Origin of the sequence: Neorhizobium alkalisoli (assembly GCF_007829835.1) — a bacterium.
In the GTDB taxonomy this organism is placed as follows: domain Bacteria; phylum Pseudomonadota; class Alphaproteobacteria; order Rhizobiales; family Rhizobiaceae; genus Neorhizobium.
Genome location: NZ_VIWP01000001.1, coordinates 1,035,336 through 1,052,229 on the forward strand (window position 1 = coordinate 1,035,336; position 16,894 = coordinate 1,052,229).

13 protein-coding genes are annotated in these 16,894 nt (G+C 61.2%); 2 read left to right on the forward strand and 11 right to left on the reverse strand.

Annotated elements, in window-relative coordinates; genetic code table 11:
* The first annotated feature begins 79 nt into the window (after positions 1-79).
* Positions 80-973, forward strand: a complete 894-nt coding sequence (locus FHW37_RS04565) for a LysR substrate-binding domain-containing protein (RefSeq protein WP_145633082.1) — start codon at positions 80-82, stop codon at positions 971-973.
* Between the two features lie 8 nt (positions 974-981).
* On the opposite strand, the gene FHW37_RS04570 is transcribed toward FHW37_RS04565, so the two are convergent.
* The gene (locus tag FHW37_RS04570) at positions 982-2,298 is read right to left on the reverse strand and encodes a replication-associated recombination protein A (protein WP_145633085.1); all 1,317 of its coding nucleotides are present in this window, start codon (positions 2,296-2,298) and stop codon (positions 982-984) included.
* A gap of 246 nt (positions 2,299-2,544) precedes the next feature.
* The gene (locus FHW37_RS04575; RefSeq protein ID WP_145633088.1) at positions 2,545-3,351 is read right to left on the reverse strand and encodes an N-acetyltransferase; all 807 of its coding nucleotides are present in this window, start codon (positions 3,349-3,351) and stop codon (positions 2,545-2,547) included.
* Positions 3,352-3,585: 234 nt separating this feature from the next.
* Between FHW37_RS04575 and FHW37_RS04580 the strand changes: the two genes are divergently transcribed.
* The gene (locus FHW37_RS04580) at positions 3,586-6,291 is read left to right on the forward strand and encodes an ATP-binding protein (protein ID WP_246690661.1); all 2,706 of its coding nucleotides are present in this window, start codon (positions 3,586-3,588) and stop codon (positions 6,289-6,291) included.
* Positions 6,292-6,343: 52 nt separating this feature from the next.
* Here the strand turns inward: FHW37_RS04580 and FHW37_RS04585 are convergent, their stop codons facing one another.
* The 9 genes from FHW37_RS04585 to FHW37_RS04625 form a co-directional block, all read right to left on the reverse strand.
* Positions 6,344-7,021 carry an isochorismatase family protein gene (locus FHW37_RS04585; RefSeq protein ID WP_145633094.1) on the reverse strand — a complete coding sequence of 226 codons (678 nt, stop codon included), beginning with the start codon at positions 7,019-7,021 and terminating at the stop codon, positions 6,344-6,346.
* A gap of 14 nt (positions 7,022-7,035) precedes the next feature.
* Positions 7,036-7,920: an alpha/beta fold hydrolase gene (locus FHW37_RS04590; protein WP_145633097.1), complete on the reverse strand. Its 885-nt coding sequence runs from the start codon at positions 7,918-7,920 to the stop codon at positions 7,036-7,038.
* A complete protein-coding gene (locus FHW37_RS04595; RefSeq protein WP_145633100.1) occupies positions 7,917-8,666 on the reverse strand; it encodes an alpha/beta fold hydrolase in 750 nt (249 codons plus the stop codon). Before FHW37_RS04595 ends, FHW37_RS04590 begins: the two co-directional genes overlap by 4 nt.
* Positions 8,667-8,739: 73 nt before the next feature.
* Positions 8,740-9,711 (reverse strand): alpha/beta fold hydrolase, encoded by a 972-nt coding sequence (locus FHW37_RS04600; RefSeq protein ID WP_145633103.1) that lies wholly within the window; start codon positions 9,709-9,711, stop codon positions 8,740-8,742.
* 246 nt (positions 9,712-9,957) lie between these two features.
* Positions 9,958-11,889, reverse strand: coding sequence for a beta-galactosidase (locus FHW37_RS04605; protein WP_145633106.1), 1,932 nt, complete (start codon positions 11,887-11,889; stop codon positions 9,958-9,960).
* Positions 11,889-12,986, reverse strand: coding sequence for an ABC transporter ATP-binding protein (locus FHW37_RS04610; RefSeq protein ID WP_145633109.1), 1,098 nt, complete (start codon positions 12,984-12,986; stop codon positions 11,889-11,891). The genes FHW37_RS04605 and FHW37_RS04610 overlap by 1 nt, the downstream gene beginning before the upstream one ends.
* Positions 12,983-15,085: an alpha-galactosidase gene (locus FHW37_RS04615; RefSeq protein WP_145633112.1), complete on the reverse strand. Its 2,103-nt coding sequence runs from the start codon at positions 15,083-15,085 to the stop codon at positions 12,983-12,985. The genes FHW37_RS04610 and FHW37_RS04615 overlap by 4 nt, the downstream gene beginning before the upstream one ends.
* Positions 15,082-15,933, reverse strand: a complete 852-nt coding sequence (locus FHW37_RS04620) for a carbohydrate ABC transporter permease (protein ID WP_145633115.1) — start codon at positions 15,931-15,933, stop codon at positions 15,082-15,084. Before FHW37_RS04620 ends, FHW37_RS04615 begins: the two co-directional genes overlap by 4 nt.
* Positions 15,933-16,841 carry a carbohydrate ABC transporter permease gene (locus tag FHW37_RS04625; protein WP_246690662.1) on the reverse strand — a complete coding sequence of 303 codons (909 nt, stop codon included), beginning with the start codon at positions 16,839-16,841 and terminating at the stop codon, positions 15,933-15,935. The genes FHW37_RS04620 and FHW37_RS04625 overlap by 1 nt, the downstream gene beginning before the upstream one ends.
* Positions 16,842-16,894: the final 53 nt, after the last annotated feature.

Here is a 16,894-nt window from a genome sequence, read left to right on the forward strand (position 1 = left end):
AATTTTCTCATCTGACTTCCGCAACGTGACAAAATGTCCTAGCCCTGCGCGCACGACCAAACAGACGAAACGACAATCGATGAAGCGTATTCCGATCGGTGCGTTGCCGGCGTTCGAGGCTGCTGCACGACATCTCTCCTTCAAGCTCGCGGCCAGGGATCTGAACCTTTCCCCCAGCGCCGTCAGCCATGCGATCACCAAATTGGAACGTGACATCGGGACGCTGCTTTTCGACCGCAGCCATAGCGAGCTGCGGCTGACCTCGGATGGCCTGCTGTTTCAGCGGCCTGTCGGAGAAGCGATGTCGCTGCTGCGCGGCGCGATGGATACGCTGTCGGCTCGTCAGTCATTGGTGTTGCGCCTGCATTCTTCGCCGAGCTTCGCAGCCCAATGGCTGACGCCGCGGCTGAACGCTTTTATGGCGGCGAACCCGGGTTTCGAGGTGACAATCTCTGCCGATACGAAGCCTGCCCGGTTCGATCAGGACCATTTCGATGTTGATATCGTTTATGGGCGGCCCGATCCCGAGGGGCTGGTTATCCATTCGCTTGGTACAGTGGACATGCAGCCAATGTGCTCGCCTGAAATGGCGAAGCGGCTCGAAACGGTAGAGGATATGCACCGCGTGCCGCTGATCCGCAGCATGATCAAGACGGTTACCTGGTCGGACTGGTTCCGTGCCAACGGGTCGACAATGCCGCCGCAACCTTCGTTGCGGTTCGATCGCAGCTTCATGGCAATTGCTGCGGCCGTGGATGGTATGGGCGTGTGCCTTGAGGCTGTTCCCCTAGCAGAGCGGGAACTGGCGAGCGGCCGGCTTGTCATGCCGTTTGCCGGACGCTCGGTGACGCTCAGCGACGCCAATCATTTTCTGATCTATCCGCAGCGCAACGAGGCCCGGCCCGTGGTACGCGCCTTTCGCGACTGGTTGTTCACCACGCTGGGACGGAATTCGGATGGCGACGCTTTATAGTCGCGGACTCAGCGCTTGTCCCTGAACCGGCGCGGGGTGCCACGACCGGTCACGTTTTCCCAGTGCTCGTCCGCCCGTCGTTCGAAGGTGGGCGCGTCGCGCGCATCGCTCTGATAGAACGCGCCAGTCGGCACGCCCGGCGCATAGATCTGCTCGCTCCAGCCACGACCATCGTCGTGCGGAAAGGCATAACCGACATGGCCAAGCGCTGCGGCACCCTTGTAATGGGCGTCGCGCAGATGCATCGGCACGGCTGACGGCGCCTCGCTTGCCACATGGGCAAGCGCCAGCGAAATGCCGCGGCAGGCCGAATTCGATTTTGGCGCGCGCGCCACATGGAGTGCGGCATGGGCCAGCACGATCTGCGCTTCCGGATAACCGATCTTTTCCACCGCATGCAGTGCCGCAACGGCCGTCTGCAGCGCGGTATTGTCGGCCAGACCGACATCTTCTGAAGCGTGGATCATGATGCGGCGGGCGATATAACGCGGATCTTCGCCGCCATGGATCAATCGCGCCAGCCAGTAGAGCGTCGCGTCCGGATCGGAGCCGCGCATGGATTTTACGAAGGCGGAGACAACATCATAATGCGCGTCGCCGGACCGGTCATGATTGACCGGCGCGGCAGCATAGGCCTCGTCGACCATCGCCTCCGTGATCAGAACGGGTTTGCCCGAAGGATGGCCGACCGCGAGGCTCTCCAGCACGGTCAGGGCGCGGCGCGCATCGCCGCCGGAACGACCGGCAATGCGCCGCAGAAGTGCCGGGGCAAGCTGCACCGCGATGCCGCGACCTGCCAGATGGTTGATCCCGCGGCGCACGACCTCTTCCATTTCCTCGATGGCCAAAGGTTCAAGCTTGAGGATGGTCGAGCGGGAGATGAGAGCGGGGGTCAGAGAGTGATAGGGATTGCCGGTCGTCGCGCCGATGAAATCGGCGACGCCTTCCTCGCAAAGCGCCAGAAGATGATCCTGCTGGGTTGCGCTGAAGCGATGCACCTCGTCTGCAAACAGCAGAGTCGGGCGCATGCGTGCCTCATCTGCGATCTTGCGGATATCGGCGACATTGTTGTGCGCGGCATGCAGCGGCCGGAAATTCTTGCCCAGCATGTTGCCGATGGCACGGGCAATCGAGGTCTTTCCGAGGCCGGGCGGGCCATAGAGGATAATGCTGCCGAGCCGCCCGGCGGCAATGCGCCGGCGCAACATTGTTCCTTCGCCGAGAACCTTTTCCTGCCCGATGACATCGTCAAGCGTCGCCGGGCGCAATTCCGCAGCCAGCGGCATGGAGCCGGTGCGGGGGGCGGAATCGAAAAGATCGGTCATGCGAGCCTCGTCGAAAGGTTTTTGCCTTGGCGGCCGCATTTTACTGCCGCTCAGCCATATAACGGTCGTCTACCGGCCCGAAGAGGGTGGGTCAAATAAGTGCGGTGCCTTTGATGATCTGGCGCGCTTATTCAGGGCTGGTGAGGCAACATGACGTCTGCTCTCGCATGCTATGGCGCTGATCCGGGTCGTCCCGCAATCGATACCGAAAACAAGGCCCGCTTCGTGTTCGCCGGCACCTGCCCGTCACAAGTTGAAGTTACTGCGGTTATAGCAGTGCACAAAACCCATTTTCGTCAGGTTGGCGTTCGAGATATTCGACTTTTCCGGCGAAGGGGCTTCGGTTTCGACCACGAAGGTCGACACGCCGTGGACCGCGCCTTCCTGTAGGCGCGCGTGAATGAGCGCTTTCTGCGCACCGCGGTTTCGAAAGCTTGGAACGGTCGTGCCACCGCCGAGCCAGGCAAAGGATCCCGACGCGAACATGGCTCCGGTTCCAGCCGGTATCTCTCCGTCCAGGGCGAAGAAACATAACCATCCGTCTCTTCCGACGATTGCGGACCATAAAGCCGCGAGGTTTTCCGGAAAGCCGAACCCGGCGCACATCATCGTGCCGAACAACTCGGCTTCATCAGGCCGAACTTTTCGCGTTTTGACATCTCCCGATGGCGGCAGTGAGCCTGCAGACGCATCTCGCCTGAGCTTTGCCCATCCAGGACCATAGGCAGCCAATCCTTTGGACTGCATCCAAAATCTCAGCTCGTCGGATGCTGCATCGACATTGACCTGCAGGAACCGGTTCCCTGCTTTGGAGCTCATCCAGGCATAGGCTTCATCGAGGTCTTCCGGCTTGCCGAGACCGAGGATGCGGTTAAGGCCGATGGCAGGTGCGCGCGGAAGTGAGATCGCGCATCCGCCATGGATGGAAATGCATTCGAACTGCTCCTTACCCGGCAGCCTCCCGTGGGCGGCGTGATACAGATCCATGAAAGCCTTGGCTTCGATGGCGTCTTCATTCGTCGGGTGAGGGTAATGAGAAGAACGAGGATCCAAGAGAGCGCTCCTTATCCACAAACCTGAGGTTGCCGGATAAGGAGGATCATTTGCTTAATAACGCGACAACCGCAGCGGCGATTTCCTGCACATGTTTCTCAAGTTCGAGATGCATGGCACCGATACGTTTGCAACCGTCTTTCCAGACGTCTTGCAAATGGGCGAGTGCGGTGTAACGTCCGGCTTTTATGTATTTATGAGGGCAAAGTGCCAAACGACGGCGATCTCCGTGCCTTGTCCAAGCAAAACACCTACCAGTTCGGCGATTTCCGTTTGTTGCCAGAGGCGCAGGCTCTCCTGCATAAAGGGCAACCTGTCGCGCTCGGCGGGCGCGGGTTCGATATTCTCACTCTGCTCGTGACGCGGGCTGGCGAGGTGGTCAGCAAGGCCGATCTGTTCGCCCATGTCTGGCCGGACTATATCGTCCATGACCATAATCTGAAGGTCAATGTCGGCAATCTTCGACGCTCGCTGGCCGAACTCGATCCAGCCACGGATTACATCGCGACGATCGCCGGCCGTGGTTACAAGTTCGTCGCTGCAGTGGACAGTGGTCGCCCAGCCGTGGCGCGACACACGCCTTCAATCCCGAGCCATTACGCCGCCCCGCCTCACGTGCGAGAACTTCTTGGCCGCGACGACGCGATCCGGCAAATTTCTGAAAAGCTAGATCAACCGGGTTATGTCGCCATTGTCGGGCCAGGTGGTGCCGGAAAGACGTCGATTGCGGTCACAGTCGCCCGGCTTTGCTGCGGCGCCGGCGAGGCAGTCGTCTTTGCGGATCTCTCGACGGTCAGCGACCCTCGGTTCGTGGTGCCCGCGATCGCCTCTGCCTTTGGCATCTCGCTTGGACTGGACGATCCGATCGCAGGCGTGATCGACGTGCTTCGCAGCAGCAGGCTGTTTCTGATCATCGACAATTGCGAGCATGTCATCTCGATGGCAGCGATGATCCTTGAGCGGATATCATCGGAAGTGCCTGCCGCGCGTATCCTCGCAACGAGCCGTGAGCCGCTGCGAACGCGGCACGAGCAAATCCATTTCCTCTCCGGGCTCGCTTATCCGGACGATGCGACGCCACTCTCGAAGAAAGACGTGCTGCAGTTTCCGGCGATCCGGCTCTTCATCGCTAAATCGCAAGGGTCCGGTCTTGCCGAGCCCACGGACGACTATGTCCGGAGCGTCGTCTCGATCTGCAAGCGGCTGGAAGGGCTCGCGCTCGCGATCGAACTGGCTGCCGGCACCGCCAGTGTTCTTGCGCCCTCTGCACTCGACGATCTCTTCAAGGACGGTTTCGACTCGATGAGCCGGGGAGCAAGGGATGCGCCCTTGCGACACCAGACGCTGGAAGCCACGCTCGATTGGAGTTATCGGCTCCTTCCCGAGAGCGAGGCCGTGTTGCTCAGTCTGGTTTCGGTCTTTTCGGGCCGGTTCAGCGCCGACGATGTCGAGGCGATCTATTCCGCCGGCGCTCTTGAGCCCATGGCGGGACGCGATGCCCTGGCGCAGCTTGTCGCGAAATCTCTCGTCGCTGCGGACTATGACGGCGGGACCATGCACTACCGGTTGGCCGAGAGCACCGGCGCCTATGCCGCCCAGCGTCTCTTCGGGTCACGTTACCGGGAGAAGGCGAGGCGGCAGTTTGCCATCCGCATAAGGGACAAGCTCCAGATTGCCGAACGGGAATGGTCCTCGCAGTCGTCCCGTGAATGGCTGCGAAAATATCGGCGGCAGATCGACGATATCAGGGCTGCGATTGGCTGGGCGTTCGATCCGGCCGGTGACGCGGCATTGGGTGTCGAACTGGTGGTCGCGGCACTGCCCCTTTGGCAAGAGCTTTCAGCCTTCCGGGAAATGCTGGCGGCGATCGACCTTGCGGGCGAGAACAGTGCCGCTCTTCAGGGGCTGGCGCCCCTGAGCCGGGCCAAGCTCTCCACCGCCAGAGCCTGGGCGATGACGCTGGCGCGCCACATGCACCCGCAAACCGATGACGCCTGGCGCGAAAGCATTTTTCACGCGGGCGGATCGCATGATGCCGAATTTCAGATCCGTTCGGTGTGCGGACAAGCCGTTTTCCTGGCCTATTCCGGCCGGCCGCGCACCGCATTGCGCAGCATGAACGATTTTGCGGCCGCAAAGGGACTGGACTGGGCGATTGCGCCCGACGGCAAACGCCTGCTGGCGCATATCAAGATCTATGCAGGCGAGTTCAATTCGGCATCGGCCCATCTGGAGGCGCTGATGAAGGATTGGGGCCATCTGGAAGAGGGGCATGGATTGTCCCGATTCCAGGTCGATCTGCCCGTCGGCATTCGTCTGTCTCAGGCATTTCTGCTCTGGTTAAAGGGTGATGCGGATCGTGCTTCCAGTCTGGTCGATCATGCCATCAATCGCGCGGCCGATCTCGACCACATGATATCCCTCGGGAATGCGATTTCCCTGACGGGCCTTCCGATCGCTTTCGTCGAGGGTGACCTGGAAACCGCTTTGCGGCTCCAACAACAGCTGGCCGAAGTCGGGCGACGCGAAACTGTTGGCATCTACGAGGGTACGGCCAGGTTTTTCGCAGGCGCCATTCAGGCGGCCGACGGCGAGGGGGCCGGTTTCGCCGTGATGCAGGACAGCATCGCCGGCTTGCTTCGTGGTGGCTGGCGCGCGCGCGTTCCATTCTATCGCAGCCTGCTGGCGGAGGCTTATATCGCTGCGGGCGATATGCCGTCGGCGGAGCAATCTCTGCGGGCCGCTGTCGGCGAAATCGGGATCCGCGAGGAACGTTGGTGGCATCCGGATCTCTGGCGTGTTGCGGGTGTGATCGAGACCGGAAACGCGCAGCCTGAAAAGGCCGCGCGCTATTTCCAAAAATCCCTGCATTACGCCCGCGCGATGGGTGCGGGTGCAGCGATCCGGCGGACCCAGCTTGCCATGACTGAAATGGAGTAAAGCCGATCCTGCTTGCCTGCCGTGTTTCAGCTCGCAGGGCATTGGACGGATGCTAGCCCGCCTCGCGCGCAGCCTGCTGTGCACGCGCATAGCTCTCGGCGACCGCTGCGTAATTGGGCGCGACAAGACCATAGAGCATGCCGAGTTCTGCCGCCTCCGGCCGCGCCCAGGTGCGATGAAGCTCGGATAGCAATGCATTGGTCGAGGTCGGTTTGACGCCACCCTGCACGAAGCGGGCGAGTGAAATGCGCGAGGCCATGTCGCTTGGATCCCCCGAAGCATCGAGCACCGCATAGACGTCATAACCGGCAGCGCGGGCGTCAAGCGCCGGAAACATCACGCAGACGCTTGTCCAGACGCCGGCCATGATGAGCGTCATCCGGCCGGTCGAGCGCACCGTGCCGACAAAGTCGTCATTATCCCATGCATTCACCTCGCCCTTGCGCGGCACATAGACGGCATGCGGTGCGTGTTCGTGGATCTCGGGCATCAGCGGACCATTGGAGCCGGCGGGTTCCGAGGCGGTCGTGATGACGGGGATGTTGAGAAGTGTAGCAAGCTTTGCGATCGTCACCACGTTCCGGCGGAGATCGGAAACCGAGATGTCCTTGACCGTCTGGAACAGGCCCGACTGATGATCGAGAAGCAGGATCAGGGCGTCGGATGGATCGATGAGGGTCATGCCACCACCGGTCGGAAGCACGCTCGACTTGGATTTGCTGCTATACATGGTCGTTATCCTTCCTAGGGTTTCGGCTCGTCGGTCAGGTTGCGCGCGAGAAAATCGCGCATGATTGGGATCATCTCGTCCGCCTTGTCTTCGAGGGCAAAATGTCCGGTGTCGAAAAAATGAAGCTCGGCCTCGGGCAGATCGCGCAGAAAGGCGCGGGCGCCCTCGGGCAGGAAGACGGGATCATTTTCGCCCCACAGGATCAGGGCCGGCGGCCGATGTGCGCGAAAATAGACGTGAAAAGCCGGGTAAAGCGCAACATTGGTGCGATAGTCATAGATGATATCCAGCTGGATTTCCGCGCTGCCGGGGCGGTCGAGGAAAAGCTGGTCGTAGAGCCATGCTGCGGGATCGATCCGTGCCGGATCCTTCATGCCGGCGAGATATTGGAAGCGTGTCCCGTCAAGCGACAGAAAAGGCTGCAGCGCATCGCGGTTGGTGGGGCCATTATCGGCCCAGTAGGCGCGTGTCGGCGCCCAGAAATCGCCCATGCCATCCTCGTAGGCGTTGCCGTTCTGAATGATCAGGGCGGTCACGCGTTCGGGATGGGCCAGCGCCATCCGAAACCCGGTCGGCGCCCCGTAATCCATGACGTAGAGCGCGTAGCGTTCGACACCCAGCTGTTCGAGAAGGCCGAGGATGATGTTCGCGAACGTGGCAAAACCATAGTCGAAGTCGCCGGAAGACGGCATTGCTGACAGGCCGAACCCAGGAAGGTCGGGTGCGATCACATGATAGCGGTCGGCGAGCGCCGGGATGAGGTTGCGATACATATGCGAGGAGCTCGGAAAGCCGTGAAGCAGCAGCACGACGGGTGCATCCCGCTCACCTGCCTCGCGATAAAATATGTCTACGCCGGCAACGCTCGTTATTCGGTGATAGGTGACGGTCTGTGTCATTGTCCGTCTCCTCGTTCGGCGGAGGTTACGGTGGAGGCAGCTGCTGCAATGAACGCGGCCACCTCCTGCGGATGCGCCATCATCACGGCGTGGCTGCTGTCGATTTCGGTGATTTTCGCTCCTGCTCGCTGGGCCATCCGGCGCTGTGCTGTCGGAGGTATCATCCTGTCTGCGGAAGCGACGAGATAGAAGTTGGGTCTGGTCTGCCATGCTGCGCGGGTGAGCGGTGTGACGGCCGCCGTGATGGCCCAAGGCTGCTGTGCCGCGGCCAGGAACCGTGTGGTGGCGGGGTCAACATCGGCTGCAAAAGCTTCCGGAAAACGGGCCGGATCGACAAGGAGATAACCGTCCTGAGGAGGCAGCAGCGGTGCTTTGGTCTCGTCGGGACCTGCCGGAGCTTCGTTCAGTGTGGCAACGGACTCGCCAGCATCAGGCACAAAAGCTGCAATATAAGCCAGCGCCCGGACCCGCGGATGGTTGCCGGCTTCGGTGATGACGGCCCCGCCATAGCTGTGGCCAGCCAGGAGAACCGGATTTCTGGCCGCGGCGATCAGGCGCTCGACGGCTGCAATGTCTCCCTCGAGCGAGGCGGTCGAATGCTGGGCGACAAGCACTTCAAATCCGCGATCGACGAGTTCGCCATAGACCTGTTGCCACCCGGAGCCATCGACGAAGGCACCGTGCACAAGGACGACCGAGAGGGATGGCGCGCCAGTTGCCGGGGCGCCCAAAATGGAATTGGTCATGTCTTTTCCTTTCGGGATGTTGGGGGCGGGCGGGATGTTGGGTGCGGGGCCGCAAGAGGCCCCGCAGAGCGCCTTATTTGCAGAGCTTGCGGTCGAGGAAATCGCGGATAAGGGGCGCCATTACGTCGAGCTTGTCTTCCAGCGCAAAATGGCCGCTGTCGAGAATGTGTATCTCGGCCTTGGGGAGATCACGAAGATAGGGATGCGCGCCGGCCTCGGGAAAAATCTTGTCATTCTTGCCCCAGACGATCAGCGTTGGCGGCTGGCGGTCGCGGAAGAAGGCCTGGAACTGCGGGTAGAGCGGCACGTTGCTGCCGTAATCGCCCAGCAGGTCCAGCTGGATATCCTTGTTGCCCGGCCGGTCCAGCAGAGCCTGGTCGACGACCCAGTTGTCGGGGCTGATCCGCGCAACATCGCCCATTCCGTCGGTATACTGGAATTTGGTGGTTTCGAGCGTCACGAGGCCGGCAAGTGCTTCCCGGCGCTGCGGCGTCTTTTCGGCCCAATAGGCCTTGATCGGATCCCAGAAGGCGGCGAGGCCTTCGGTATAGGCGTTGCCGTTCTGCACGATCAGGGTTTCGACCCGTTCCGGGTGCTTGATCGCCAGCCGGTAACCGATCGGCGCGCCGTAATCCATGACATACATGCTGTAGCGGCTGGCTCCGACCTTTTCGGTCAGCTTGTCGACGATATTGGTCAGGTTCGCGAACGAGTAGTCGAACTTGGTGTGGTCGGGTGCGTCGCTCTGGCCATAACCCGGATAGTCGGGAGCGATGACGCGGTAGCGGTCCGCAAGCAGCGGAATGAGGTTGCGGAACATGTGCGATGAGGTCGGAAATCCGTGCAGCAGCAGGAGGACCGGCGCATCCTTGGGACCGGCTTCGCGATAGAAGATGTTCACGCCGTCGATCACGGTGTTCTTGTAGTGAATGACCGGAACCGCCTTTGCGGCGATGACCGCTTTGGCCGGCACGCAACGGTTATCCGCCATGGCGGGAGCGACGGCTGCCATGAGTGCGATGGCGCTGATAATAAGCTTTTTCATGATCCTTACCTCTCCAAAAATGGGTGCCGATCCACATCAGCACCTCTGGAGAAAGGACTAGCACCGGCCTTCTTCGGGGCCGGGATAAATAAGGGTAAAAAGTTGAACGCTCAGCTGTGGTTCAACGTGCGGTGACCTGCGTCAACGCTCGCCGGAAACGAAAGCCAATCCATCAATTTGGTGATCGTGGCCTGGATTTCGTTCAGGAAATCCAGGCCTGTTGCCGCTGTTTTGGCGCGCGAGTTCTCACGCCTGCCAGACAGTAACCTCATACGGCCGAAGATTGCTCTCGCCGAGAACGATCCGCATCCCGGCTGGAACCTGCCAGTCGTCCTCGCCATAATTGAATGCGAAGACAAGGTTGCCGCGCCGGCGCAGGCGAACGTGATCCGGCACCTCGAATTTGGCCAGGCCCGCAGCGTCCAGCACCTGGGCCATTGTCGCAGTCAAAAGCGCTTCATCTGGCCAGCAGGCGAGATAATGGATCTTGCCGTTGCGGGTAAAGGCCGGCATGCCGTCGCCGAAGCGTGCGAGCACGTCGCCGCTTGCCTCGATATCTTCACGCCAGCGGATCGCTGCTCCAGCGGCTTCCCCGGTCACCGACTGGGCAAGGCCTGGCCGGAGCGTTGAGACCTGCAGGACGCGGTGACCGGTGAGATCGGCAAGCGGACCGGGCGGCAGGTTGTCGGGAATGCTGAAATTGCGGGTGCGGGATCCGGTGCGGGGACCGATGAGAAGCACTCCGTCGAAGCGGCGCAGCTGCCTCTCCAGATCGACGGAGATCTCCGTGGCACAGGGGAGAACGACAAGCGCATAGCCGTCAAGCGAAGCGCCGGGGCGTACGAAATCAATGTCCATGCCGAGACGACGAAGGCTTTCGTACCAGCGGAACGTCAGTTCCTCGTAATGAAAATCCTTGCCTTGCGGCTGGATCTTCGTCGTCCAATAGCTCTGATAATCGAAGACGATCGCAACCTTCGCTTTCTGAACCTCCGGCAGAGTTCCGACGATGGCGAATTCCTTTGCCACCTGTTCCGCTTCACGGCCTCCGGGAGAAAGCTCGTCCAGACCGGGAAGGTTCAGGCCGGCATGCATCTGCTCCTGCGCGAACGGCGCCTGCCGCCAGCGGAAATAACTGACGACTTCCGCGCCATGCGCCAGCGCCTCCCATGTCCACAGCCGCACCATGCCGGGTTTCGGGATCGGGTTCCAGGGCGCCCAGTTCACCGGGCCTGGCTGCTGTTCCATCACCCAGAACCGGCCGCGCCCAACGGCGCGGTAAAGATCGTGGTGGAACGGCGCGATATCCGGATGCGAGGTTTCGGCCCAGCGATTGCGCTCCGCTTCCGAGAACGGAAACTTTTCGACGAAACCGATCGGATAGCTGTCCCAGGAGGCAAGGTCGAGATTGTCGGCCACCTGGAAATGGTCGAAATCGAGCACGAAGCCCATGAAATTATGGGTAATCCAGCGATCCGGCGAATGTTTTCGGATGATCTCGCATTGCATCTTGTCGTAGGCGGCGATCTGGTCGGAGTGAAAACGCCAGAAATCCAGCCGTGTCGCCGGATTGCTCTCGGTGACGGTCAGGTTCGGCAGCGCGACCTCGTCAAAACTGCCGACTTCCATCGACCAGAAGACCGAACCCCAGGCCTCGTTGAGCTGGTCGGCAGACTGGTAGCGCAGCCGCAGCCAGCGGCGGAACGCCTTCAGGTCTTCCGGCCCCCAGGACAGGGTCGTGTCATGGCAGCCATATTCGTTATCGGTCTGCCAGCCGACGAGGCCGGGATGTTCGCCATAACGTTCCGCGACCGCCTCGACGATGCGGGCGCTCTCGCGCCACCAGGTTTCGGAAGAGAACGTGTAATGACGGCGGGAGCCGAAGCCGCGCGGCCGGCCCTGTTCGTCATAGGGCAGGATATCGGGATATTCGTCGATCAGCCACTTTGGCGGCGTCGCCGTCGGCGTGCCGAGGACGATTTTCAGGCCGGCCTTGGTCAGGACATCCATTGCCCGGTCGAGCCAGGCAAAATCGTAATTGCCGCGGCTCGGCTCCAGTCGTGACCAGGCGAATTCGCCGATGCGCACGAAGGAAATGCCGAGCTCGCGCATGCGTCGCGCATCGGTTTCCCAGCGGTCTTCGTTCCAGTGTTCCGGATAGTAGCAGACGCCAAGCATTATAGCGTGAGATCCCCATTGATGACGGCAAGGCCGTCCGTGTCGAACAGATGGCAGGCCTTGGCCGGAATGCCGATGCGGATAGGATCGCCGGCGCGCTGGCTCGCAAGGCCATCGGCCTTCACGGCGATTTCGGCGCCATCGGCGAGCGAAACGAAAAACAGGGTTTCCGAGCCGAGATGTTCGGCAAGCCGCACGTGGCCTTCCAGAACCACGTCACCATTGCCGGTCGCATCCAGATGTTCAGGACGAATGCCGAGTGTCATCGTTCCTGCTTTGACGGAGGCGCCATGCGTATCGAGGGCAACGGACGCGCCGCCGGGCAGGCCGACATTGATGCGGCCGCTTTCTGCCGTCGTTACGGGAACGGCCAAAAAATTCATCTTCGGCGAACCGATGAAACCGGCGACGAACAGGTTTTTCGGCCTGTTATACAGTTCGAGCGGCGCTCCGACCTGTTCGATGCGACCTGCCGAAAGCACGACGATCTTATCGGCCATGGTCATCGCCTCGACCTGATCATGGGTGACGTAGATCATCGTCGCCTTCAGATCCTGGTGCAGTTTCGAAAGCTCCGAGCGCATCTGCACACGCAGCGCCGCATCCAGATTGGACAGCGGCTCGTCGAACAGGAAGACGTCCGGATTGCGGACGATGGCGCGGCCGATGGCAACGCGTTGGCGCTGGCCGCCCGACAATTGCCCCGGCTTGCGCTGAAGCAGCGGTTCCAGCTGCAGCATCTTTGCCGCATGGGCCGTACGCTCGGCGATCAGTGCTTTCGGATGGCCGGTCATCTTCAGGCCGAAACCGATATTCTCCGCCACCGTCATATGCGGGTAGAGCGCATAGGACTGGAAGACCATGGCGACACCGCGTTCGGACGGGCCGACATCGGTCATCTCCTTGCCGCCGATCGACAGCCTGCCTTCGGAAATTCCTTCCAGGCCGGCAATCATCCGCAGAAGCGTGGACTTGCCGCAGCCGGATGGGCCGACAAAAACACAGAACTCACCATCGGCAATATCGAGATCGACGCCCTTGATGACATTGACGGCGCCAAAGCTCTTCTTGACGGCGCGCAGGCTGACGTCGCTCATCGCGTCTGTCTCCCATTGTAAGGTGTTAGTTCGAGAAGCATGGCGCTTTCGGGCCGCAGCATCGGCAGGGGAAGGCCGGCCGAACCGGTATTCGCCAGATTGAAAGCGATCTCGCCGGAAAGCAGGCGCTGCTGACCTTCCGATATGCGGACGAAGTCGGGCCTTTCGGGCAGGATGGTTTCGATGCGCCATGTCCCGCCAAAGCGCGTCACCTGTTCCGGCAATCGCAGCGGCGCGGGCTGCTCGCCCACCATCTGCGGTCCCTGCGCGATGATGGCGACGATCTTCTCAGCGCTCGCGGCACCCCAGACATAACGGCCGTCGATCGGCTCGAGCCGGAAATTGGCGTCGGGCGCATGCAGGAGCGGGCGCAGCCGCTTGTGGGCCTCGATATAAAGCGCCAGTTCGTCGCGCTCCTCTGCCGAAAGTTCCAGAGGATTGAGCTCGACACCGAAATGATAGGCCATCGCCACCAGCGCCCGGAAGCCCAGAGAATGGAGGCGGTGGGTCTGGTGGTTGGGGCTTGCGGAAATATGGCTGCCGAGAATTTCCGGCGGCACGAAAAGCGATGCGCCGCGCTGGATTTCCAGCCGCTCCAGCGCATCGGTGCAATCGGAGGTCCAGACGCGGTGGGTGCGGGCAAGCGCACCATAATCGATCCGGCCGCCGCCCGAGGCGCAGCTCTCGATTTCGACTGCCGGGTGCGCGGCGCGAACACGATCCATCAGTGCGTAGACGGCGCGGGTCTGGGCGGTGGTCTTTGCCTTGCCGTCGCGACCGCCGGCATGGGTCAGGTCGCGGTTCATGTCCCATTTCACATAGGAGACGGCGTGGCCGGAAAGCACGGCATCGATCTTGGAGAAGACATAGTCGGATATTTCCGGCCGGGTGAGATCGAGCACCAGCTGGTTGCGGGATGTCAGCAGCGGGCGCCCTTCGACCTGCAACGCCCAATCCGGGTGAGCAACAAACAGGTCGGAAACGGGATTGACCATTTCCGGCTCGAACCAGATGCCGAACTGCATGCCGAGGCCGGTGACGTGATCGACAAGCGGTTTAAGGCCGTCGGGATATTTTCGCGGATCGATATCCCAGTCGCCGAGGCTCGTCGTGTCGTCGTCGCGTTTGACGAACCAGCCGTCGTCGAGAACGAAACGTTCGATGCCAAGTGCCGCCGCCGCATCCGCCTGCGCTTTCAGGGAGCCCATCCGGTGGTCGAAATAATTGCCTTCCCAGGTGTTGAGCGTCACCGGCCTCGGGCTCATGGAGCCGCCCGGCCAATGGACAAGTTCTGAGCGGACGAAGGCGTGAAATGCCTCGCTGTCCGGCCCGGCATAGGCGATCGGGCTCTGATAACTTTCGCCTGGCGCAAGAATGGTCTCGCCGGGTTCGAAAAGTTCACCGAGATGGATAAGCCGCTGGCCGTCATCGGTGCGGTCTATGGCGATCTGGTGATTGCCGCTCCAGCCGAGTGTGACGCCGAAACGCTGGCCGTCCGCCTCGATGAACAGCATCGGGAAACGATCATGCGAGGTGCGGCCGCGACGGCTTTCCTGCATCCACAGGCCGTTGCCAAGCGGCTCGCGGCGGGTCTGGAATTCGCGGCCCCAGATGCCGGTGAAGCTGGTCAGCGTTGTTTCGCCCGACGGCGCCAGGAAGCTTGCCGCCATGCAGCGGTCGAGCTGGTAATCGGTGTTGCCGGTATTGGAAAGGCGGGTTGCGATCGAAAGCACGCCGGAAGCATGTTCCGTCAGGGTGATCGCAATCCCGATCCGGGCGACAGCGTCGCTTGCGGAGAGCACGGTCTGTTTTCCGTCGCGCGCGACCGACCAGCCACTGAACGCGAGAATGAAATCGCGGCCGGCACGGTGGCCCGTTATCGCAGGCCAGCCGAAAAAGCCCATTCCGCCGGTCGGCAGCAGGACGGCCGAAGGAACAGCGACGTCCATCCCGTTGACGCGGCTCGATCGTTCGATATCGAACAGCGGATCGGTGGCAACGGGCGGGCGGCCGAAGGCCAGAAATTCGGGCATTCCGGTTTCGGGTAGGCGCAGGCTGAGCGCAAAATCGCCCGAGCCGATCGTAACGATGTCAGTCATCCCTTGGTGGCTCCAAGTGTCAGGCCGGCAATGAAATGCCGTTGCATCAGGAAGAACATGGCGACCGGCGGCAGCGCCGCGATGATCGATCCGGCGGAAACGAGGTGCCAGGCGGCGACCCATTGGCCGTTCAGCGAATAGAGGCCTGCGGTCACCGGCATGGCGTGCTGGCCCTGCACGAGCACGGTCGCCCAAAAATAGTCGTTCCAGACGAAGGTGAAGATCAGGACGGAGAGCGCCGCGATGGCCGGCCGCATCAGCGGCAACACGATATGGCGAAAGATCTTCCATTCCGACACGCCTTCGACACGGGCGGATTCGATCAATGCAAAGGGCAGGCCCTTGATGAAATTGCGCATGAAGAGCGTGCAGAATCCGGTCTGGAAGGCCGTGTGGAAAAGCACCAGTCCCGTCACGGTATCATAGAGCCCGAGCTTCAGCGTCAGGTCGCGGACCGGCACCATCAGGATCTGGAAGGGGATGAAATTGCCGGCGACGAAGAGGAAAAAGAGGACGAGATTGCCCTTGAAGCGATAGACCGCGAGCGCAAAGCCGGTGAGGCAGGAAATGCCGACCGCACCGATCACCGTCGGGATCGTCACCTTGAACGAGTTCAGGATATAGAGGCCGATCGGAGAATCCCGGAAGACGGCGGTATAATTCTCGACACCGGCGAAACCGGACGGCATGCCGAAATAATTGCCGGCGGCAAGATCGCCTGCCGGCCGCACCGAGGTGATGGCGACACCGATCAAAGGCAGCAGCCAGAGGATCAGGGCGATCGGCAGCAGGATCGTATAACCGGTCCGCATCCATGGCGATGCGTTCTGAATGGGGGAGGGGAACATCAGGCGTTCCTTTCCTGAATCAGCATCCGCACGATGAAGAGCGAGATGAACACCATCATGATCAGGAACAGCACGACCGCGATCGCGGCGCCATAACCCATGCGAAAACCATATTCGGACAGGGCCTGTTCGAACATGAAATAGGAGAGGACCTGGCTCGATCCGTAGGGACCGCCGGCGGTCATGATCGAGACAAGGTCGAAGGAGCGCAGCGAGCCAATGACAGTGACGACCATGGCGATGAAGGTCGCCGGTGCAAGCTGCGGCAGGACCACATACCAGAGCAGCTTGAACCGTTTGGCGCCATCCATCCGCGCGGCCTCGACCTGTTCCGGATTGATGTTGTTGAGACCGGTCAGGTAGAGGATCATGCAATAGGCCGTCTGCGGCCACAGACCCGCGACGATGATGCCATAGGTGACGTAGCGCTCATCCGCCAGGACCGCCAGCTGCTGGCCCGTCAGCCATTCGAACAGTTTTGAAAACAGTCCGAAATCCGGCGCGTAGAACCAGGTGAAGATCAGGCCGACCACGACCTGGCTGATGACGAAGGGGAAAAAGAACAGCGATTTGTAGAGCCGGATGCCGGTGACCGTCTGGTTGAGAAACAGCGCGACGGCAAGGCCGGCCGGGATTGCCAGGAGATAGAGCAACAGCCAGATGACGTTGTTCTTCAGGGAGACATAAAAGGAATCGTCGTCCAGAAGTTCGCGGTAATTGCCAAGGCCGATCCAGACCTTTTCGCCAAGCCCGTCCCAGTCGTGAAAGCTGATCCAGATCGACTGGAAGATTGGCAAAAGGACGTAGATGATGAACATGAGAAGGCCGGGGGCGAGAAACAGCCATGGCGTGAGGCCTTCTCGGTATGTCTTCGAGCGGCGCGGCGGCTGCGTGGCGGAATGGCTCACGGCGATACCCTTGCAGATTTCGAGATTGCGGCCGGACGCAGGACCTTTCGGCC